14 protein-coding genes are annotated in these 22794 nt (G+C 36.6%); 2 read left to right on the forward strand and 12 right to left on the reverse strand.

The window, feature by feature from the left end:
• Positions 1 to 76: 76 nt before the first annotated feature.
• From HM987_RS09610 to HM987_RS09660, 11 genes are all read right to left on the reverse strand, one after another.
• A complete protein-coding gene (locus HM987_RS09610; RefSeq protein WP_179007579.1) occupies positions 77 to 700 on the reverse strand; it encodes a hypothetical protein in 624 nt (207 codons plus the stop codon).
• Positions 701 to 782: 82 nt separating this feature from the next.
• Positions 783 to 1760, reverse strand: a complete 978-nt coding sequence (locus tag HM987_RS09615; RefSeq protein ID WP_179007580.1) for a hypothetical protein — start codon at positions 1758 to 1760, stop codon at positions 783 to 785.
• 100 nt (positions 1761 to 1860) lie between these two features.
• Complete coding sequence (locus HM987_RS09620; RefSeq protein ID WP_179007582.1) at positions 1861 to 2313, reverse strand: hypothetical protein; 453 nt, start codon at positions 2311 to 2313, stop codon at positions 1861 to 1863.
• An 11-nt stretch (positions 2314 to 2324) separates the two neighbouring features.
• Positions 2325 to 3917: a tail fiber domain-containing protein gene (locus HM987_RS09625; RefSeq protein ID WP_179007584.1), complete on the reverse strand. Its 1593-nt coding sequence runs from the start codon at positions 3915 to 3917 to the stop codon at positions 2325 to 2327.
• Between the two features lie 11 nt (positions 3918 to 3928).
• Positions 3929 to 5362: a tail fiber domain-containing protein gene (locus HM987_RS09630; RefSeq protein ID WP_179007586.1), complete on the reverse strand. Its 1434-nt coding sequence runs from the start codon at positions 5360 to 5362 to the stop codon at positions 3929 to 3931.
• A 3-nt stretch (positions 5363 to 5365) separates the two neighbouring features.
• Positions 5366 to 5518 carry a hypothetical protein gene (locus HM987_RS09635; protein WP_179007588.1) on the reverse strand — a complete coding sequence of 51 codons (153 nt, stop codon included), beginning with the start codon at positions 5516 to 5518 and terminating at the stop codon, positions 5366 to 5368.
• A 190-nt stretch (positions 5519 to 5708) separates the two neighbouring features.
• Positions 5709 to 8570 carry a response regulator gene (locus HM987_RS09640; protein ID WP_179007590.1) on the reverse strand — a complete coding sequence of 954 codons (2862 nt, stop codon included), beginning with the start codon at positions 8568 to 8570 and terminating at the stop codon, positions 5709 to 5711.
• A gap of 49 nt (positions 8571 to 8619) precedes the next feature.
• Positions 8620 to 11577: a response regulator gene (locus tag HM987_RS09645; protein WP_179007592.1), complete on the reverse strand. Its 2958-nt coding sequence runs from the start codon at positions 11575 to 11577 to the stop codon at positions 8620 to 8622.
• Between the two features lie 263 nt (positions 11578 to 11840).
• Entirely contained in the window at positions 11841 to 13037 is a 1197-nt protein-coding gene (locus HM987_RS09650) for a DegT/DnrJ/EryC1/StrS family aminotransferase (RefSeq protein WP_179007594.1), read from the reverse strand.
• Positions 13038 to 13103: 66 nt separating this feature from the next.
• Positions 13104 to 13733: an NAD(P)H-dependent oxidoreductase gene (locus tag HM987_RS09655; protein ID WP_179007597.1), complete on the reverse strand. Its 630-nt coding sequence runs from the start codon at positions 13731 to 13733 to the stop codon at positions 13104 to 13106.
• Between the two features lie 129 nt (positions 13734 to 13862).
• Entirely contained in the window at positions 13863 to 19826 is a 5964-nt protein-coding gene (locus tag HM987_RS09660) for a T9SS type B sorting domain-containing protein (protein WP_179007599.1), read from the reverse strand.
• A 623-nt stretch (positions 19827 to 20449) separates the two neighbouring features.
• Between HM987_RS09660 and murQ the strand changes: the two genes are divergently transcribed.
• On the forward strand, positions 20450 to 21271 hold the full coding sequence (murQ, locus tag HM987_RS09665; protein WP_179007601.1) for an N-acetylmuramic acid 6-phosphate etherase: 822 nt from the start codon (positions 20450 to 20452) through the stop codon (positions 21269 to 21271).
• Complete coding sequence (locus HM987_RS09670) at positions 21249 to 21485, forward strand: DUF6095 family protein (protein WP_179007603.1); 237 nt, start codon at positions 21249 to 21251, stop codon at positions 21483 to 21485. Before murQ ends, HM987_RS09670 begins: the two co-directional genes overlap by 23 nt.
• Before the next feature lie 70 nt (positions 21486 to 21555).
• Here the strand turns inward: HM987_RS09670 and HM987_RS09675 are convergent, their stop codons facing one another.
• Entirely contained in the window at positions 21556 to 22248 is a 693-nt protein-coding gene (locus tag HM987_RS09675) for a sensor histidine kinase (protein ID WP_229724676.1), read from the reverse strand.
• Between the last annotated feature and the right edge of the window lie 546 nt (positions 22249 to 22794).

The raw sequence follows: 22794 nt of genomic DNA on the forward strand, positions 1-22794 counted from the left end.
GTGAATTTTTAGGCTTAAGTAATTTCAAGTGTTTATGCTATTGCTTTTATTAGAGATCAGATCTCCTATCTGTTTTTCAATCATTTGAATCATTACCAAACACTTTATCAAGATTGGAGTAGCCTACACTTTTAAAGTTTAGGCCTTCAACGGTTATTAGTTTATCATTGGCGTTTGCTATATTATTTTTGTTAAATCGCGCATCCAAATCGGAAACCTCTGCATTACCTGAGGCTTTTGTTGGGTTTGATAAATCAACAGTTCCTGAAATTTTCGCATTAGGATGAACATTATTTGTGTCAGGATGGTAGATATACATTGCGGTCATGGTCTTACCATCGGTCTTTGGTACTTTTAATTGAATGCTAACTTTTTTTAATTTATTGGTGTCTGCATCGTAAAAAAGCTGCACACTTTCTGAACCTTTATCGAGTTTCTTTTTAAACGTGATTATTACCTCATGTTTTTTTGTTTTTCCATAGGTATCTATTATACCGGAAGCTTTGGTGTAAGCCCAATCTTTACCGTTTATTTTACAGAGAAATGTGCCGTTGGATTCAGGTTTGTTTTCAGGTGTCACTGCATTGTTGCTTACTTGCTCTTTTTGTTCAACTTGAAGGGTTTGGGTCGTATCTTTTTTGGTTTCCGATTTACAGGCTACCATAAGAATGATTGTGATAAGTGTGATGTGTTTTTTCATGATATTTTTGTATTTATTGTTCCAATGAATTATTTTTCTCAGTCATGAATGGATGTTTAGTGCAACAAAGTATATGCGTATATTAATCTTCTTCATACCTTATATAGATTTTGTGTACTTTTACTCCAGGAGGAGCACTAGGATTTACTACTGTCCCTGCACTAGGGTTTCCCCAATTATTACCAGAGCTTGCGCTTATAACATATTGACAACCTATTTGAATAGATTCATTGATATTATAGGTATATTTATGAAGATTAGTACTTTGAATACCAGTTGCTACATGAGCATTTAAAGTTGTATTAGTTTCTAAAGTAAGATTTGAATCTCCACAGTATTTTGAAAAAATAAAGGCCAAATCACTGGAAGGATTATTATCTTCGAAAACATAGGAAATTGAGATCAACTTAGATCCAACAGGTAATACTAGAGGAGCAGAAATATAGGGTAAGTTATTCGAAGGTGTAGATCCTGTTAAAAAAACAGTATTTGAACTGTAACCTACACTCATGTTTCCAACTAGACTAGCAACAAACTCTGACGCCGGAATAACAATAGTCTTTTCCCTCTTTTTTGCTCCAAGTGTCACCCAGCCTGTTTCTGCGATATACCCTTCAAAAGCATTGGCAGTTTCGTTAAAACGGATGGTGCCTGGTGTAGGTGTCGTAAAATCATTGGCTACTTTTATTTTGCCACTGACATCCAAAGTTTGTGTCGGCGTTTCCGCATCATAGCCAATACCTACTTTTCCGTTTTTAAGAACGGTTAAAGCATTGTTTCTTGTTTCTGTATTAATAGTTGCGGTGCCGTTACCAATTTCAAAAAGCGGATCTGTTCCTACCCATACAGTAGGGTTTCCACCACCTACATTATAAGTTCCAATTGCTGTAGAAGCATAGGAGTCGGCAATAGTTCTATTTCCTAAAGCTGTACTATAATAACCGGTGGCAATGGTGTTGAGTCCAAAAGCTACTGAGCGATTGCCAATATTGGCATCATCCCATTCTGTGCCCAACGCTCTGCCTGCCCTGAATGAACCTTTGCCTGTATTAAAAAACATACGGGAATCTCCTGATGAAGTTCCAGTATCGTCAAGTTGGGTGCTGCCGAAAACGAAATCATCTGTTGTATTTTCGGCAAAAGTTACATCACCTTCTCTTTTAAATGTTTGGTTTTTTTACGTTCTCTGCATAAAGTGCGTAAGGCACTGCATTAAATGGTATGTCATCAAAATAGACGAAACTGCTATCTAACTCCAAGTCGATACCAACTCTCAATATATAGTCGTCCTCTCCCCAATCTATGGTCGTGAAATTCTGAAATTGCCCTGGTATCCCTTGTCCTATAGTAAGAATTACTAAACCATTGGCATCTGTGGTTGTAAGGTGGTCTTCATTGTATTCTAAACCACCTCCACTTTTTAGAATAAAAAAACGGACTTCGATATCTTGGTTGGCAACAACATTTCCATTATCATCTTTAATAACCGCCTTATAGTTGATGCCTTGTTGCGCAAAACTTGAAATCGATATCAAAAAAATCGCAAGTATTGTAATAAGTACATTACTCATCTCTGAAAATTTGTTTTGGTAGTTGAGAATCTGTGATTTCATAATTTTATTTTTTAATGGGTTGATTTTGATTCTAAAAGATTTAAACGTCCTACCAATGCTTCGATAGATTTATCTTGGATAACATCTTTTTCTTTTAGTAATGAATTGTCAATTGATAATGCTTCGATTTGCTTGTTTTGACCTTCAATAATGGCTTGTTGCTCTTGCATTGCTTTTATTAATACAGGAATCAGCTCTGTATAAGATAAAGCCAGTAAATCTGAATCTTTAACATAGTGCGTAATACTCGGAAAAATATCCTTAACTTCCTGTGAGATAAGACCCAAGTTGCGCTTGGTATCGGTTTGGTCTTTCATGAGGTAGCTTACCGGGTTGAGTTGCATGACCTTATTGAGCGTGCCGTTTTCTAAAGCTGTGATATCTTTTTTTACACGCCTGTCTGAGGCTTGGACATACGCACCACTATTTGAATTCCATGAGCCTTTAAAAATTCCATCTTTATAAAGGTTGAGGTAAGTTGCTGTATAGAATTGCCAAGAGTGATTAGTATCAGAATTACGAATACTAAAAGCATTTCTTAAATTTGATATTGGTGCACCATTTTTATGAGTTACTTCCAATAGGCTTTCAGGATTATCTCCTCCAACACTTGTGTTTCCGTTTTTTAATATAGTTAAGGCGTTATTTGTTGTACTGGGACTTTGTCCATTTCCAATAACAAAAAGACGATCGTCCTCATTCCAATTTGAAGTATTACTAGGGACATAACTTGTATTGTATGAGCCTATAGCTATTTCGGCATAGGATTGGGCGGTTGTCTTAATTCCCATTGCTGTTGAATTTGTTCCAGAAGCATTCGTATTGTCTCCCATAGCAGTCGAAGAACTTCCAGAAGCTAATGTGTAACTTCCAAGTGCTATTGAGCCTCCTCCAGAAGCGCTTGCACCAGATCCTATTGCAATTGAATTAGTGTCTGAAGCATTTGCAAAATTTCCAATAGCCACAGAATTATACTCAGAAGCCCTTGTATTATACCCTATTGCTGTAGAATAAAGACCTGTTGCACCTCTTTCTTCTGCTGCGTTTCTATCTGAATAACTTAAGTCTATGGCGCCACTTCCTATAGATCCATAGTTGGTTGGGTTTCTATCAACCAAACGCCATCCAGTATTCCCACTTTCTGTTATTTTTTCTAGACCTGTTACGTTATAAGCAGTTTCAGCTACTTCTGCTCTATAAGCGGCATGTGCATACGAAGCGTAAGGTACTTTGTGAAATGGTTGTGGATCTAAGGACACGTAAGAACCATCGTTCTCAATATCAATATCGACTTGTAATAGGTAAAGATCAACTCCCCAATCCAATCCGTAAAACAACCCACTTTCTATTGTACCTTCTCCAATAACAAGGACTATAATACCATTAGAGGTAGTTGTTATATTATGGGTTTCTCGATACATAATATTAGCTGGTACAGTACGATCAAGTATACTAAACCTAACGCTAATTGGTTGTTCACTAACTACATTACCGTTGCTATTCTTTATAACGGCTTTATAATTAATGCCGACTCCTATAGCTTGTGAATAGCTAGAAATTGCAATAAAAAGGGCGAAGACTAATGTGATTATCTCTTTTTTCATATTTTCATTTTTTAATTGTTTGATTTTGATTCTAAAAGATTTAAACGCACTACTAAATCTTCTATGGATTGATCTTGAATAACATCTTTCGCTTTTTGCGCTTCGATAATAACCTGTTGCTCTTGCAATGCTTTTATAAGAATGGGAATGAGTTCTGTATAAGACAAGGTGATTAAGTCTGACTCTTCCACATAAGTTGTAATACTTGGAAAGATGTCTTGGACTTCTTGCGATATCAAACCCAAATTACGCTTGGTGTCTTTTTGGTCTTTCATGATATAACTCACAGGATTGAGTTGCATCACTTTGTTGAGTGTGCCGTTTTCTATGGCTGTGATGTCCTTTTTTGTCCGTCTGTCTGAGATGGATGAATAATTACCTGTTGATTCACTAAAAAACCCGCGGTAATCTCCGTTTCTGTATAACGATAAACTACCATTTGGCCGCGTTTCAAGTCGCCATGAGGAAGTAGCTTCAAATGAATTTTGAATGATCAATGCACCTCCTGTAATGACTTTTCCATTTTTTAATACGATTAAGGCATCACTCCTATCAGGATCACCAGTAATTAATGGACCTCTTCCATTACCAACAACGAATAGACGATCATCACCATCCCAACTTGTTGTGCTGTTTGGTGTATAGCTAGTGTTATAGCTGCCTAAAGTAGTTTCAGCAAAAGAACTCGCAGTTGTTCTGTTCCCCATTGCTGTAGAATTATTACCAGAAGCGTTTGTCGAATTACCAGTAGCAGTAGAATTAAGTCCTAAAGCTAATGTTCCAAAGCCCATTGCTATGGAACTTAAACCAATAGCTTTAGTCTCTCTTCCCATTGCTACAGAAAAATTTCCTTTCGCTCCAAATCTTTCAGTTCCATTACCATCAACCAAACTTAAATCAACTGCATTATAACCAATAGGTTCGTAACGGTTTTGATCTCTATCAATTAAACGAAAACCCGTATTACTATTTTGTGTTATTTGCTCTAAGCCAGAAGGCGAATTTATTGTGGGTTGGTTTGATAAATCATTATAATCGCCACTAAAAATATTAGCGGCGGTTTCTGCATGTTTAGCATAAGGTACAGCCATAAACTCAGTGGCATCAAACTCTATAGTTCCTCCACTATACGTAATTGTTGTTTGTAAAAAATGTAGGTCTGTACTCCAATCTATATCTGCAAATACACCTACCGTTGGAGAATTATCTGTACCAATATTTAGCACAATCAATCCATTACTATCTGTTGTGTAATTATGATCTTCTTGATATACAATAGTGCCAGTTGCTGCATTTGCGTGTACTGTAAATTGAACAGTCATATATGTGCTAGAAAGTACATTACCACTACTATCCTTAATTAAAGCTTTGTAGTTAATGCCCTGTTGCGCAAAACTTGAGATTGAAATTAAAAGTGCAACGACGAGTGTGATTAGAGTCTTCATATTCTATTTTTTAAATGTGGTTTTCTTAATGACCTTATTTTTGTACATGATTTTTAGAACATACTTACCAGGCTGTAAATAGTTAACATTGAGATGGATTTCTTTGGTGGGAATATGATCGATCTCAGCTTGATAGGCTGTACGTTTTTTTTTCATACCATACAAATCTATAGGTAAGACAACGAGAACGCTATGAAGCATGTAACAGAAGTTATGACTATTGTAACATGCTAGTATTTATGGGAAGTACGTGCAGTAAATGCTACATCCAAAATTGTAAAAAGGTAATTTAAACCGCCTAAAAAGTGAGGTGATATAGATATACGGTACTGGGGAATTTTAAAGATTAACTCCGTTTTGCAAACTCAGTTGGTGTGCAATTATAAACTTCTTTAAAACATTTGGTAAAATAAGAATGGTCATTAAATCCGACAGAATAGCCCACTCCAGATATGTTAATTTCGGAGGACTTTAATAATTGTGCGGCCAGCTTTAGTCGTTGGGAACGAATAAATTCTGAAGCTGTAAGTCCGGTTAAGGCTTTTAGTTTTCTGTGCAGTTGCATACGGCTCATACCAACAGCTTCTGAAAATTCCAAAACATTAAAAGAAGGCTCTATTAGTTTTTTCTCTAAAATTGTCTCCACTTTTTTAAGAAATTTTTCGTCTAAATTGGTAATGGCAATATCACTAGGTATTAATACCAATTCTTGACTGTAGCGCAATTGCAGTTGTCTCCTGGACGCAATGAGCTTTTCAACTTTTAGAATTAATAATTTTTTATCGAAAGGTTTGGTGATATAATCGTCCGCACCTGTCTCAATACCCTTAAACTGACTTTCTACTCCTGCTTTTGCGGTCAATAATATAATAGGTATATGTGCCGTACGCTCATCGTTCTTTAAATCTTCCGTCAATGCCATACCATCTTTTTCTGGCATCATATTATCTGAAATAATCAAATCAGGAATGTGCTCTAATGCTTGTTCTACTCCTATACTGCCATTAGATGCGGTGATAACATTGTAGTTATCTTCAAACGCTTGTTTCAGTAGATCTCGTAAATCATCATTATCTTCAACAATTAATAACATTGGTAATTCACTGTCTATTAAATTTTCATCTTCTTCATTAGAAGTGTTTGAATAAAAAGGTATTCCGTTTTCACTTTTAGTATTCGACGTAACTATTATAGCACTATTTTTAAAGTTGTTTTTATCAATGGATATATTAATTTGAAATATGGTCTCTTCATTTGGCACACTTTGTACTTCAATATTTCCTTTATGTAATGCAACCAATTCTTTAACTAAAGACAGACCAATACCAGACCCTTGGTTTTGCTCATTGGTTTGGTAAAATCGTTCGAAGATGTTGTTCAATTCGTAAGGTGTTAAGCCTTTTCCTGAATTCTTGACGTTAAAAAATAGTTTGTTGTTTTCTATATATGCTTTACATGAAACGGTGCCATGTTCTGGTGTATATTTTAAAGCATTGGAAAGCAAGTTGATCGTTATTTTTTCTATTGCACGTTTATCGAACCAAACAGCCTCTTTTGCTTGTGGAATATCAATCTGATAAGTTATGTTTTTTTGCTGTGCATGATAGTTAAACGATTCGCTTAGAGCCGAGATAAGTTGAAGTACATTGCCTTCTTGTAATTGCAATTTTAAGTGCCCTTCATCAATTTTTGAAAGTTCCAACAACTGATTGACAAGTTCTATAAGGCGTTCAGAATTTTGTTTGGCAACCGTAAATTGCTGACGTTTTTTATCTGATATTGAATCCTCTGCCAAAAGTTCATCAATAGGACTGGATATTAAGGTCAATGGTGTCCGGAACTCATGAGATATATTGGTAAAGAAGTTTGATTTTAAGGCATCTAACTCTGTTAATTTGGTATTTGTTTTTTGGCGGTTACGATATAGAAAAAATAGAAATAATCCAGCAATGGTGGTTAACGCAATAGCACTTAAAAGTATATTTTTTTGGTTCGTTTTCTGTTGTTCTACAATCTCTTTTTGAGATTTTAGCAAATTGATTTCTTGTTCTTTTTTTTCGGTTTGGTATTTGGTTTCAAGCTCAGATACATTTTCCCTATTAAACTCTGTTTGAATGGCATTAAGATATTGCCTTGCCTTTTCTGATGCTTCAAACGCTTTTTTATAGTTTCCGAGGTTGTAATAAACGCTGGCATAAATTTCTTGAATCTTGTATTTATGTTCTTCTCGAACAAAATAAGCATTCTCCATTAAAGCCTGTGATGTGTTGAGATGTATTAATGCTGTTTTGGGATTGTTGTTATTATTGTAAAACTCAGCGATTTTATAATTAGAAATCGCTTGTCTTAGAGTGTCTGTAGTTTTATTAATAGCGATTAATTCCTGTTTATAATAATACATTGCAGAATCCTTTTGCTGTTCGCTTTCATATAAATTTGCTAATCCGTTATAGATTAAAGATTTTCTGAGATCGTTCCCAGTAAAATTTGAATCCACATAACCTGTATTTGAAAGTGCTTTTTTATAATTGCCAATGGCCTCTTGAGGTTCTTTTCTTTGCACATGCACATAGGCTTTTTTTTCATACAAAATCGCAGCTGGCACATTGAGATAATAAGCATTATAAAATTTAAGGCTGTCCTCACCAACCTTTAAACCATCATTTACCAATTGAAGTCCGTCTTTGATATGTTTATTCATTTGAGGGAAAAAACTCGTATCATTTGCTGTTTGCGAATCATACAGCACATTGATAATATTCACTTTATTCATCGCGGCTAGAAATATATCATCATTTCTAACTTCTAGGAGAGAATCTAGCTTCAAATAATGTACTAATGCACTTTCATCTTTAGTTCTGTGGTAATACAGTGCACCTCGCGCAAAATAAATACCTTCTAAACTTTTCCAGTGCTTATTCTTAATGGCAAGAGATTCAGATTCTTTTAAATAATACAGTCCTTTTTCTAAATCAGGCTCAAAAGCACTCAATAGACTTACAATTTCTACTTGTAAAGAATCTTCTTTGAGTTCTTTAGCCAAATTGTAACCAATTTTAGCATAATGATAACTACTATCAGGTTGACCTTCATCATAAAAATCCCTAGATTTTTGTATATGTTTTTTTAAAGCATCTTTATTCTTTTCGTTCTGCCCAAAACAGAAAAGTGGCATTATTAAAATAAGTAGGAAGTACTTTAAATTCATAAGATCAGTAATTGACAATTTAAAGATAAGTCAATATTATGAATATAAATTAGCGAGCTACATAATTCTGTGCATGTTTATTAGCGTAATCGCTAGGACTACAATTGTAAACTTCCTTAAAACATTTTGCAAAGTAAGAATGGTCATTAAAACCAACAGAATAGCCGACTTCGGACATATTGATATCAGACGTTTTTAAGAATTGTGTAGCTAATTTAAGGCGTTGGGAGCGAATAAACTCAGATGTTGAAAGTCCCGTTAAGGCCTTTAGTTTTCTGTGCAATTGCATACGGCTCATACCAACTGCTTCTGAAAATTCTTTAACATTAAAAGAAGGATCAATGAGATTTTTATCTAAGGTAGTCTGTACTTTTTCAAGAAATTTCTCATCTAAATTGGTAAAGGCGATATCTTTTGGTAGCAATACCAATTCTTGGCTGTAACGTAATTGTAGTTGTCGTCTAGATTCAATTAGTTTTTCGACTTTAAGAGCTAGCAATTTCTTATCAAAAGGTTTGGTGATATAATCATCTGCACCTGTATCTATACCTTTAAATTGACTTTCTACTTCTGCTTTTGCAGTTAATAATATAATCGGAACATGTGCCGTACGCTCATCAGTTTTTAAATCTTCCGTCAAGGTAATACCATCTTTTTCTGGCATCATAATGTCCGAAATGATAAGATCTGGAATGTGCTCTAATGCCAATTCTACACCAATATTTCCGTTAGGCGCAGTAATTACATTGTAACTATCTTCAAACGATTGTTTTAGTAAATTCCGTAAGTCAGTATTATCTTCAACAATTAACAATATGGGTAAGTCACTGTCTTTAAAAACGTCATCTTCTTCAATTGAAGTGTTGGTATATAACGGAATTCCTTTTTCAATTTTAGTATTTGAATTAACGATTACTGTATCGTTTTTAAAGCTCTTTTTGTCAATGGAAATGTGAAGTTGAAATGATGTTTCTTCATTTGGATTGCTTTTTACTTCAATTTTTCCATTATGCAACCCTACCAATTCCTTCACCAAGGATAGACCAATTCCTGAGCCTTGATTTTGTTCATTGGTTTGGTAAAAACGCTCGAAGATATTATTCAATTCAAAAGGTGTTAAGCCTTTTCCGGAATTCTTTACGGTTAAAAATAGTTTATGGTTTTCTATATAAGCTTTACACGAAACCTTACCATTTTCTGGTGTATATTTTAAAGCATTGGATAATAAATTAATTGTAATTTTCTCTACCGCATCTTTATCATACCAAACTGCTTCTAAACTTTGTTCTACACCAATAGTATAAGTAATATTCTTCTGCTTTGCATAATAAGAAAAGGATTCGCTAAGTGCTGAAATAAGTTGTAGTACATTACCTTGCTGAATATGCAATTTTAAGTGACCTTCATCTATTTTAGACAGATCTAATAATTGATTCACGAGTTCTAAGAGACGTTCGGAATTTTGTTTGGCAACGGTAAATTGCTTTCGTTTTTTATCAGATATTGTGTCGTCCGCTATCATGTCGTCAATGGGAATAGATATTAGGGTTAATGGTGTGCGGAACTCATGCGAAATATTAGTGAAGAAATTGGTTTTCAGTGCATCTATCTCTTTTAATTTTGTGTTGGTTTTTTTACGATTCCTGTAAAGAAAATAAACAAATAATCCTGCGATGGAAACAATACCTATACCACTCAAAAGTAAATTTCTTTGATTCTTTTTTTGTTGCTCTACAGTTTCGTTTTGGGATTTTAATAAGTTAATCTGTTGCTCTTTTTTTTCAGTTTGATATTTGGTATCAATCTCTCTAATAGAGGCAAGATTGTGACTGTTATTCAATGAATCTTTGAGGTTATACGAATGTTCTAAAGTCTTATAGGCATTAGCATAATCCATATTTAGAGCGTAAGCTTCAGAAAGCCCCTTTATCGTTTCTTGTTGCAACAATGTATTAGCGTCATCGTTGTAATTTAACAGCAATTGATTAAAGTAATAAATAGCTTTTTGGGGCTCTTTTTTCCTTATATATAGTTTACCAAGTTCATGCGCAGCTAGCGCAGTTTCGTAACTAAACAGTTTATCTTTATGTAACTGAAAACCCTCTGTTAAATACTGTTCTGCTTGGTCTAAATTATCTTTGTTTAAACTAATTAACCCCAAATAGGTGCTATTTCGAGCAACATAGCCCTCATCTTTTATACTTTTAAAATAAGTGTAGGTATTTTGTAATAAACTATCAGCCAATTCTAGCCTCCCTTTGTGATAATAAGCTGCTCCTAAATGTAAATCTGTGGTATTTAGATAAAAGGTAACGTTGGCAGGGATCTTTTTAAATTCGTTATTTGCTTTTGTAAAGTACTTAATAGCGGTATCGTAATCTTTTAGCTCTTCATAGATGGTTCCCAAACTTTGGTATGTAGCCGCAATGACGTCTGGTCGCTGTGGCGTTTTGCTGTGAATTGAATCTGCTTTTAAATAATAATGAATAGCCATTTTCATATTATTCTGTCTGCTATAGATATTCCCAAAGGCTGTATAAGTATCAGTAACGATCATTAAATCATCCATTTCTATAGCTACATCTAAACATTCTGTACAAGCCTTCACGGCGTTTTCCGATTGCCCTAAAAAATAATAAATTCGGCAGAGACCATTCTGAGATAATGCAATTCCACGTGGATAGTTATATGATTTAGCTAATTTTGAGGATACATCAAAGTAGAAAACAGCGGAATCCAATTGTTGAATTCTTCTAAAATAATTGGCTTTGAAATAAGGTGCCTCCACAATTCCGATGGCATAATTTCTATCTGAACTAAACTTCTTAATTTTAGAAGCATATATTAAAGAACTATCAGGTGCAGAATTAATATACTTGGCAAATTGTTGTTTTAGTTTTTGGTAAGCGATAGAATCTCTTTCAGTTAACGCTTTAACGATTTCTACTTTTTGTGCAGAAGAATAAGAGCTAAGAAACAAGAAAAAAAAGAGGCTAAGATATTTCATATCATTTATGAGAATTGAGTAGTTATTCACTTACAATGATATGGAAAACAAGTAATTATCTTTAAAACTATTGTAACATAAAGTGTTACATATATTATAAAAGCTGATATTATTTATGATCTAACTGCATCATGCTTTTGAAACTGCTATTAAGGATTTAATAACAGTGCCTTAAAAAGTAGAATTAAAAATGGTTAGATAAACTAAGTTAAAGTTTTTATTTTTTACGAAGTGACAGGTAATTAAGAAATTTTCAAAACAGTCTATTTGATAATATCTTTAATAATATCACTCATTTTCTGAGCGCGTGCCGACACTTCTTCTTGTGTCCAAGATAGTTTAATTAAGCAAGACATATTGCGACCAATATAAGCATCTGATTGCTCAAAGCTTTTAGTTTTAAGATATTCTAAACCTTCCTTGACTTCTGCTGAGATAGGGAACAATGATTTTAAATCTTTAAGATGATCCCATTTTCTAATGTAATGCCAATTGTTGTCATAATAATTCCAACAGGCATCCACAGCATTGTCTTTAAATGCTGCTGAAATTTTTCGCGCAGATTCTAAGTCAGGCAAAAAGAAGTTAAGAAAAGCATAACTTTCTTCTCCTCCTTCTGGAACCCTTCTAAAGGTCACTCCGGGCACTCTGGCCAATGCGTTTTTTAAAATGGTATAATTCCGTTTTTGAATCGCAATAAATTCTGGCAAGCGTCTCACTTGTGCCAAACCAACTGCAGCGTGTAATTCTGAAATCCTAAAATTATAACCTAAAAACGGATGCGTTTCTGCACCTCTATCATTACCAATATGGTCGTGGCCATGATCGCTATAATGATCTGCATTGATGTAATAGTCTTTGTTATTAGTAACTACCGCTCCACCTTCTCCGCAGGTAATTGTTTTTACAAAATCGAATGAAAAACAACCTAAATCCGCAATACTTCCTAAGGGTTTTCCTTTGTAGGTACCTCCAATGGCTTGGCATGCATCTTCAACAAAAATTAAATTGTGCTTATTACAAATTTCACTTAGAGCCTCCATATTTCCCATACTTCCGCACATTTGTACGACCATAACGGCTTTTGTGTTTTGGGTTATAGCAGCTTCAACTGCTTTTGGATCTAAAGTTAAGGTATCATCAATATCCACTAAAACAGGAATGGCTCCAAGCATCATAATAGCTTCGAAACTAGCTACAAAGGTAAATGTTGGCATAATCACTTCATCTCCCGCTCCAACGCCTGCCGAAGCCAATGCCACAGAAACTGCAGCAGTTCCACTTGACACTAGTTGCACATGGTTGGATTGGAATGTTTTCGCCAATTCAGATTCAAGTTCTTTCGCTTTCCAATGGCCTTTTCGCATGCCATCAAACCCATAGCGCATTAAGACGCCATTGTCTAAAACATCATTTACTTCTTTACGTTCTAAATCGCTAAATAATTCGAATCCTGGCATAATTAATAATTAAATTTAAAAAATCAACAAATATAAGTGTTTGTCAATGCTGTTAGACATATTATTTTATAATTCTATAATAGTTTCGGACAAGTGTTTTCTTACTTTTTTAAAACCAGCAAACATGTCATCACTGGCTCTGTAACCTACAGGTAATAATAAAACAGAACTTAAACCATGTGTATCCAATCCTAATTTTTCGTCTAATTTTTTTGGTATAAAGCCTTCCATTGGACAGCTGTCTATGCCTTCTATCGCACAAACAGTCATTAAATTACCTAAAGCAATATAAGCTTGTCGTGTTGCCCAACCTACCTTTTTTTCAGGATCCATACCATTTATTGTAGATTTCATTTGTTCCTTAAATGGTTGTAAAATTTCATCTGGTGTATTTCTTATGGTTTTAATGGTGTCAAAATGATTATTTACATCATTACCGTCAATTTCAGTTTGAATACATAATACTAATAAATGCGAAGAATCAACAACCTGACGTTGACCATAAGCTACCTCCACTAAGCCTTGTCTAGCAACTTTATCTTCTACAATGACTAACTTTAGAGTTTGTAAACCATAAGATAATGCCGTTAAATTAAAGGCTTCTTTCAATATCTCCAATTTTTCTTTTGTTAGCGTTTTGCCTGTATCAAATTTTTTAGTGGCATAACGCCATTTCAATTTTTCTATAATGGACATTCTGATATTTTTTTTGTAAAAATAAGGAATTAACTTTTGAGTTAATTTATACAAATTAGTTCCTTGAAATAAAAAAAGCTGAAGGACGCTTTTCGTCCTTCAGCTTTATAATAAATCTTATCATTTTTTTTACCTTTTCAAAGTAAAATGGGCTCTAAATTCTTTACGTTCTCCTGTCAAAGGCTCGTCGTACTCAACCGTAAACCAATAGCCGTCGGTTGGCATAGCACTGCCATTGTAGGTGCCGTCCCATCCAGTTCCATCTGGGCTAATTTGTTTCAGAAGTTTTCCGTAGCGGTCAAATATGTAAATTTTTGCGCTGCTTCCAATACTTTCTATGTTCCAAGTTTCATTTTGGCCGTCTCCGTTGGGCGTAAAGTACAGCGGGTAATCGATTATGAACGCCGGTTCGGTCGTTGTCCCACAGCCGTTCCTGTCCCTTGCCGTGACATGGTGCTGGCCGGGCGACACGTCGGTGAACAGGGTCCCGTCCTGCCATGGGCCGTTGTCCAGGCTGTATTCATAGTCCCCTATTTCATCTCCTGGCACCACTTCCAGAACGTGGCTCTCCGCAAAGTTCTGTGTCAGTACGTTCACCGTTATGCTCGGCGGTTCGCTTTCCATCACCACTGTGGTATCCTCATTTGTACAGTTGGTCGCCGTGGACGTGCTTATATCGGTAACCAGCACGCTATAGCTTCCGCCCTGGGTCGGCATGATGCTCGGCCCTGTCTCTCCCGTTATTTCCACGCCCTCATAACTCCACACAAAACCATAGTCCGTTGCCGATAGGCCCGTGTCTATGACCAATGGGTCCAATATTTCGCTCCCGTCCGTGTTTACGCACAGGGTATAGCTCTCATCCAGGTCGAACTCCGGTAAAGGGTTCATCTGCAGCGTGAGCGCTGCCAGGGCATAACAGATCGAAGTGTCCGCGTCCGTGACCGCATCTGGCGTGTCGTTGTCCACCCTTGCATAGATCACCTGTGGGTTTGTTACATTTTCGTATAAGGTCGGCAATGGGTTCACCTTGTCGTCCGCATCTTCTTGGGTGGCATAGTAGGTCACGATGTAGTTCAACGGGTCCTGTCCGTCCAATACCTCTGTGTCCATCTCTGTAAGGTCAAACTGGGCACTGTCGTTAACCGGGTTGCCATCGGTCTCCATTTCATCGTCACACAGCTCAAAAAGGATCGGATCCATATCAGGATTGGCCTGTGCGGCCTCCTGTACCTCGATGTTGAAGCTCTGGGTACTGATGGAACAGCCCGTCCCGTTGTTGGTGATGGTCACGAATATCTGTTGTGGGTTCGCCGTATTGGTGTAAGGGCTCACAAGGCCGTTCATCCCTTCTTCCGCATCCGTTAGGTTATCATGGTAACTGACCGTAAACTGGGCCTCGTCCTGTCCGTTCAGCACTTCGGCGTCCTTGGTGCTAAGGTCAAAAGTGTCGGTGCCGTCGGTAAAGAGCTCGCATTGGATGAAGTCCGTCACAGCGACCACCTCTGGCAACGGGTTCACCTCGATGGTAAAGTCCACCAGGGCATAACAGCCCGTGGCGTCCTTGGTCATCCTTACATAGATCTCCTGCGTTGGTGTCCCTGTATTGGTGTACTGTGTTGGGTCTGGGATTGCGTCCGTGCCCGCGTTGGCAGCGTCCTCTGTCTCGTGATAGGTTATGGTCACACCGTTCTCACCGTTGCGGATCAGGTCTTCGTTTTCCGTGAGGTCAAATTCTTCCTCGCCGTCTCCCGTGTTTTCTTCGTAACAGCGTTCTATGTTGGGCAACAAATCGCTGGCCGTTGGTGTTGGGTTCGGTAAAACCCTTATCGTCAAGGTTACCATATCCGTGCAACCGGTGTCCGTATCGGTAACGACTGCTACCAATGTTTGAGGGTTGGCTTCTGCTGTACCGATTGCCGTATTGGTGTAGGCTTCTGCATTGACCGCATCAACTTCATCCTGTGCATTGGCCAAAGTTTCGTAATAGGCAACACTCCAGCTTGCTTCTCCACCTGTGACCTCATCGTTCTTCATGGTCAGGTCAAAAACGGTAATTTCATCTGCGGTTTCGTCATCACATATTTCCAATGGAGCTGGTTGTATAGCTTCTGGCGGTAAGGCAACGCTGATTTCAAATGATCCTATATCGAAACAATCATTATTGTCATTTTCCAACCGTACAAAAATAGTCTGTGGATTACTTGAATTCGTATAACTTCCCGGTGTTGATATGGGACTGTTTCCTGATAACGCGTCCGCTTCGGACACATGATAGGTTATAGTTACATCGGTCTGGGCTCCTATGATCTCTGAGTTTTTTGTGGTCAGATCAAACTGTGTAAAACCATTGGAGTCCATATCACAAATAATAAACGGTTCTATGGTTGTTGGCACTTGTGGAATATCCAAAACCCGAATGGTCAGTGTCCTGGAAATATCATAACAGCCCGTGACCGTATTGGTCGCCCTGACATATATGGTCTGTTCGTTGATGACAATATTGGTATACGGGCTTGCAAATGCATTGCTGCCTGTATTGGCATCTTCCAGGGTTTCATGGTAGGTTATGTCAATATCCAGTTCGCCACCTATAATTTCTGTAGTTCTTTCTTCTAAATCAAATTCTGTAAATCCGTCCGCATCATCATCACAGACCTCTAAATCCATTGGAGCTAATGGCGATGGAATCGGTCTAACTCGCAATGTCAATAATGATGTATTAACACAACCTGTAGCATTGTTCGTTGCCTTTACAAATACGGTTTGTGGGTTTTCGATATTGGTATATGGACTGGAAATTGGATCGGTATTGGCGTCCAGATCCGCTTGGGTCTCAAAAAAGGCCAAACCGATTCCTGATTGTCCGTTCAATATGTCGTCCGCTGCATCTTCGAGCGTAAAGGCTTCCTCCTGGTCACCTGGGTTATTATCGTCACATAGCTCCAACGGCACGGCCTGGACCAAAACAGGTATTGGATTAACAATCAATTCTAAAGTGGTCAACTTATAACATCCACTCATCATATCTTCCACCCGGACCCAAACAACTTGGTTGAAATCATCACTATTGGTATAATTGGTTGCATTGTTTATGGGACTTAAAGCGTCTGCCGCATCGGTTTCATTGACATAAAATGTTACGTTATATAATGTTGGGTCCGCTAGGTTCTCTAGAATTTCTGGTATTTTACTGGTAAGGTCGAATTGCCCAAAGCCATCTGCCGAGATATCATCGCAGATCTCCAAAGGTTCCGGTGCCACTGCGCCCAACTGGGGCGTTGGGTTGACATTGATCTGTAAGGTGACTATGGTATCGCAATCTGTAGCTATGGTGGAACTTTCAACCCGTGCATAGAGCGTTTGGGAACCCAATACGATATTATTGTAAGGGCTGGGTACCGGATTGACATTGTTCTGCGCATCTGCCATCGTTTCGTGATAGCTTACCGTTAAGGTGGTATCGCCTCCCGTTATCTCATCGTCCTTACTGGTCAGGTCAAAAGTCCCAAAACCATCACTATCCGGATCACAGAAGTCTAAAGGTGTTGGCATATTTGCCACGGGTGCTTGCTGTACCAGCAACTCTAAGGTCGTGGTATCCGAACAGCCTGTGTTGATGTCCTCGACATAAGCAATGATGATCTGGCCGTTACTGGTATTGGTGTACAAGGTTGGTAACGGATCTGCTCCGGATTGCAGATCTGCCATGGATTCATAATAGCTGACCGAATAGTTTGGGTTGCTTCCTGTTATCTCGGCGTTCTTTAGGCTTAAATCCAGCTCTGTTATACCGTCCGGTGTGCCGTCGTCACAGACTTCTAGGGGTGTGGGTGTGGAAAAAGATGGTAATGGATTCACTATCAAATTAAAAGTAGTGGTTGTATAGCAATCTGTATTCAGATCATTTTCCGCACGTACGTAAAGGATTTGATTATTACTTTCATTTGTATATGGGCTTGTTAAGGCATCATCATTATTTTCTGCATCTAGCAGTGATAAGTGATACGTAATAGTTGTACCTGTTGCACCATTTAATATGATTGGAGTTTGTGTTTCCAAATCAAATTGTGCTAATCCATCATTACTTGCATCGTCACATGTTTCAAGTAGATCTGGAGTTGTAATAACAGGCGTATCAAAAACTTCTAAATTTAATGGCGAAATATTATAGCAATCCGTTGCATCAGCATCAACGCGTACATAAACGGTTTGATTATAAGTATCCGTATTTTCAAAAACGGTTGGATTTGCAATTGTAGGAGTTCCTCCTGCTTCGGCTTCAGTTTCTAAAATATAATATGAGACTTGAACTGCTTGTGTGTTTCCAGCGATTATCTCAGCTTCTGCTTGTGTTAAATCAAAAACACCAATACCTAAATTATTGGCATCACATGATAATAAATCTGTGGCCATATTTGCCAGAGGCGCACCAACAACTTGTAAGTTTAGCGTTGTATAACCCACACAGCCTGTATCTGTTTCTACACGTACATAAATAGTTTGATTTGCAGAAGTACTATCGTATGGTGAAGCTAAAGCGTCAAGAGAATTTCCGGTTTCGGCTAAAATTTCTGTTTCATAATAGGTTACCGTTACATTTGTTGCATTATCTGAAATCGCTGCGCTTTGTGCTTCCAAATCAAAAGACGCAGAGTTTGGATTTGTACCATCATTACATTCCAATAGCGGCTCAGGATCTATTACAGTTGGCAAAGTCCCAACTACAATGGTTTCTGTAATATTTAGTGCAAGTTCACAATTGGGAGGTGTAGCACTTGTTACTGAAATAATATCAATATCAGTATCTGCGGTCAACGCCGGAATAGTCAAGGTAAAGTTCCCAGTAGCATCTAAATTTAGCGATTGATTTGCTCCACTATCATTGGTGTACGTAATGGTGGCATTAGGGTCACCTGAAAATTGTAACTCGCCATCTTCGCCTTCACAAATAGGTGTATTATTAATTATTGTTGGTACTGTATTGCTGTTAACCGTAACTGAAACCGAATCGGCTAATGTCTGTGAGCATACTACAGCATTTGTGGCGCTCAAAATTTGAGCATCTTCTAAATTAACTTCAGTGTCTAATGTTGGATTTTGAACAATGGTCGCAATGCCTGTATCATCAATTAAAATTTCTTCTGTATCTCCTCCATTTATATTATAATACACCACAGAATCTGGTGTTCCTGTAAATGTAAACGTAACGTCTTCGCCTTCGCATATTGCGGTACTAGAAACAGCAACGGTTGCCGTTGGAATCGGTGTAACAACCAAATTAAAATCAACTAAAGAGTAACAATCCGTGATTCCAGACTTCACTTTGGCATAAATTTGCTGCGGATTAGAAGTATTGGCATAAATCCCAGGCAATTCATTTATATCATCTGTGGCATCTGCTAAACTGGCATAAAAGTCGATAGTGTTTGCTGCATCAGAATTAATACTTGGCTTTAAACTATTAAGATCAAAAACTCCAATATTAGGATTACTACTACACTGTTTTATATCTTCAATTGTATTTGCTTCTGGCGGTGCAGGAAAAGCCCCTGTGCCTTCAGATGCAGTACCTGTCCATTCCAATTGAAAACCTCCTTCTCCAGCAGGTCTATCGATAACAATAAAATAGGATTCCCCAACATTAACATTCAACCAAAACACATAACCGTTTCCGTTAGCACCTGGTCCTGTTTGCGTTAAAGTAGTGCTGCCATTAATCCCTGTAAAGTTATTTGGTAAACCTGCTTGATTAGGGTTAGTAGTTGCACAGCGAATTGGACTTCCTAAATTAGAACAAAGTCTGTTTGGGCCAAAAACCCAAAAATCGTAATCAACCATGATGTCTGGATCGTCAGGAATTAAATCAAATCCTAATGTTCCAGATTGTACAATGTTTACCTCTAACCATAATGAATTATTTTCAAAACCACCACAGCCATTAACTTCAGAATCATCACCAGAACCCGTTGCATTAGATGAAAATGTGCCATTTCCACAGACCACTATTGCATCTACACAATCATTGGGTTCTTGAGCTTCTACATTAGCCAAAAGAACTATTGAAATTACTATAAGTAAAATCTTCTTCATTTATTTATTTTTATTGTTTCCTTTATTCTGAATTGAAAATGAAAGCTAAAAAAAAGCTACTTCAATTAAGACTAAAGCGCAAGATACTATATCTATAACATTTCGATATTCAAAACCCCTACTCTAAACGTTTGTTCTTTCTGACAAAAAATTGCTTACACCAAGACCGCCACCATCGTAAATAAAACTCGTAAAACTAGGAAATCACCCATCTATTTTGATGCTACCGAATTGTTCGATTCTCCATCGAAATTGTTAACGCACTCCATTTGAAAAATGCCATTTTTTTCATTGTTTTTTGGAATTAATTTATTAATTAGAAATAGTGATTATTCATATCGACTTCTAAGGTAGATTAAAATATTTGCCCTATAAAGAATATGTGTTTGTTATTTACGGAAATTTGAAAGTGAAAATACCGTTTTAAAAAACTAATAATCAATTAATTAAAAATCAAAATAACCATTTAAAGAAAAATTAATTCGACTAAGTATTTTTGTTGCATTTTACCCTAGTTGCATAGGTTTTTTACTTTTATTATTGAAATGTATTAGTGTGTTCATCTTAAATTTTTCGATCAATCACACTTGTAATTCGCAACATTTATTCCTTACCTTTAAACCATGAATTTCATAAAAACAACTGAGCAAGATTCCAATTATAACAATCTCGAAAAAATGTCCACCAACGAGATTATTAGAAGCATCAATAAAGAAGACCAAACAGTGCCCTTAGCAGTGGAAAAAGCCTTACCACAAATTGAAGCTCTCATTGACCAAGTTGTTTCCAAATTAAAAAATGGAGGACGCCTTTTTTATTTAGGAGCTGGTACAAGTGGAAGATTAGGTATTCTTGATGCTTCCGAATGTCCACCTACTTTTGGAGTGTCTCATGAGTTGGTTATTGGTTTAATTGCTGGAGGTGACGACGCCATACGAAAAGCCGTGGAAAATGCTGAAGATTCGAATACCCAAGGTTGGTTAGATTTAGAAGCACATAATATCTCCACCAACGACGTTGTCATAGGGATTGCTGCCTCTGGAACAACACCTTATGTGATCAGTGCTTTAGAAAAATGTAATGAGCAAGCTATCATTACGGGATGTATAACCTGCAATGAAGGTAGTCCACTAGCACTTACAGCAAAATTCCCAGTTGAAGTTGTGGTCGGTCCAGAATTTTTAACCGGAAGCTCCAGAATGAAAGCTGGAACAGCCCAAAAAATGGTTCTAAATATGATAACCACTACTACCATGATTCAATTAGGTAAAGTAAAAGGCAACAAAATGGTGGATATGCAATTAAGTAATGACAAACTGGTGGAAAGAGGTGTAAAAATGATTATGAACGAGCTAGACATCTCAAAAGAAGAAGCTGCCAATCTATTAAACGAACACAAGAGCGTTAGAAAAAGTATTTCCCATGGACGACGAGAACAGAACTGATAAAGACATTTTAGCTAAAGGTTTAAAGCAAATGGGCATTTGCCTTTTACTGATGTTTGCTGGCCCAACGTTACTACACCTAACCTTAGACAATAAAGACAAGCCACTCTACATTCCTTTACTGATTGTTTCAATTCTACTATGCATATTGGCGATTTCATTTTTGTTTATTGGGGTCAACACCATTCTGAACAGTATTTTTAAAAAAAAGTGATTTTGTTTTGTGAATTTTAACTTGAGAAATGAGTCTATTATTTATAGACTAGCAACAAGTTATTGCTCCATTACTTTTTAAAAGGATAAACCAAGCTTAGTGAGGTTCCATTTTCAGGCTGAGAAGTTAATTTAAATTTAGCATCCAACAATTCTGCTCTTTTTTCCATATTGATTAATCCAGAACCTTTTTCAACAGCATCAAGGTCACATCCTATTCCATCGTCTTCAATTTTAATGGCTAAACATGCGTCTTGATAATCTAAAATTACATTGAGATGTTCTGCTTCAGCATATTTTAAGGTATTTGAAAAGAACTCTTGCAAAATTCTGAACAAAATGATTTCATCTTTCTTATTTTCAAAATTGACCTTCTCACCTATTATAGATAGGCTAGATTCTATTAGCCCCGATTTATTCATCCGCGTAATTTCATTTTTTACCGTTTCATCAAAACCTAAATTAAAAATCACATCACTATTTAAGGATTTTGACAAAGCCCTAACCTCCTCCAAGGAGTCCTTTAAGGCCATTGCTGCATGTTCCACTTTAGTCTTTGCTTCATCTTTTACGGTTTTGGCAGCAACTTTCATTTGCATGGTTGCTAATACTAGCATTTGTCCTACATTATCGTGTAATTCCCGCCCAACATGCTTTAAGGTTTCTTCCTGGATTTCCTGTTGGGTTTTAATCAGTTCTTCGTCGAATTTTTGTTGTTGCTCAATATTTTTTAATAAAAGTTGATTTTTACGTTTTTGAAACATAACAAAAAACAAAACAAAGGTTATAACCAAAATTATTGTTATAAAAATAACATAGGAAATTAGAGCAATCTCTTCGTTACTAATTGTTTTTTGATATGCAAAGGATAAAGAAATCCAAAGGTATAGCATGAGTATAATAATATATTTGCGATTAAAAGGTAAAGAGATCTAAATTCTATAAAATTCTGATTGATTTCATACATATAAGCATCAAAAATAAATAAAGGACTTACACACAAAAACCACAATAAAATCCCAGAACTTATATAGAAAACTGGCGACTTATAAAAAAACAAAATCTTATCACTGTTCAATAATTGCCTGTAATAGAGCATAACAAAAATAAAAACAGCTAATGTCTGGATCAAAAAATCATATGGCAATGATTTATTAAAAAAATTCCCGTCGAAACTAAAATATACAATTGTAAAAACACTAATCAAAATTACCGTGAAATTCACAATTTTTTTTGCTAAATCACCAATTAGAATTCTTTTAAAAAAGATTCCGAAAAAAAATATAGATGCTAAATTAAATAAATTATAG

Origin of the sequence: Winogradskyella forsetii (assembly GCF_013394595.1) — a bacterium.
Classification (GTDB): Bacteria; Bacteroidota; Bacteroidia; order Flavobacteriales; family Flavobacteriaceae; genus Winogradskyella; species Winogradskyella forsetii.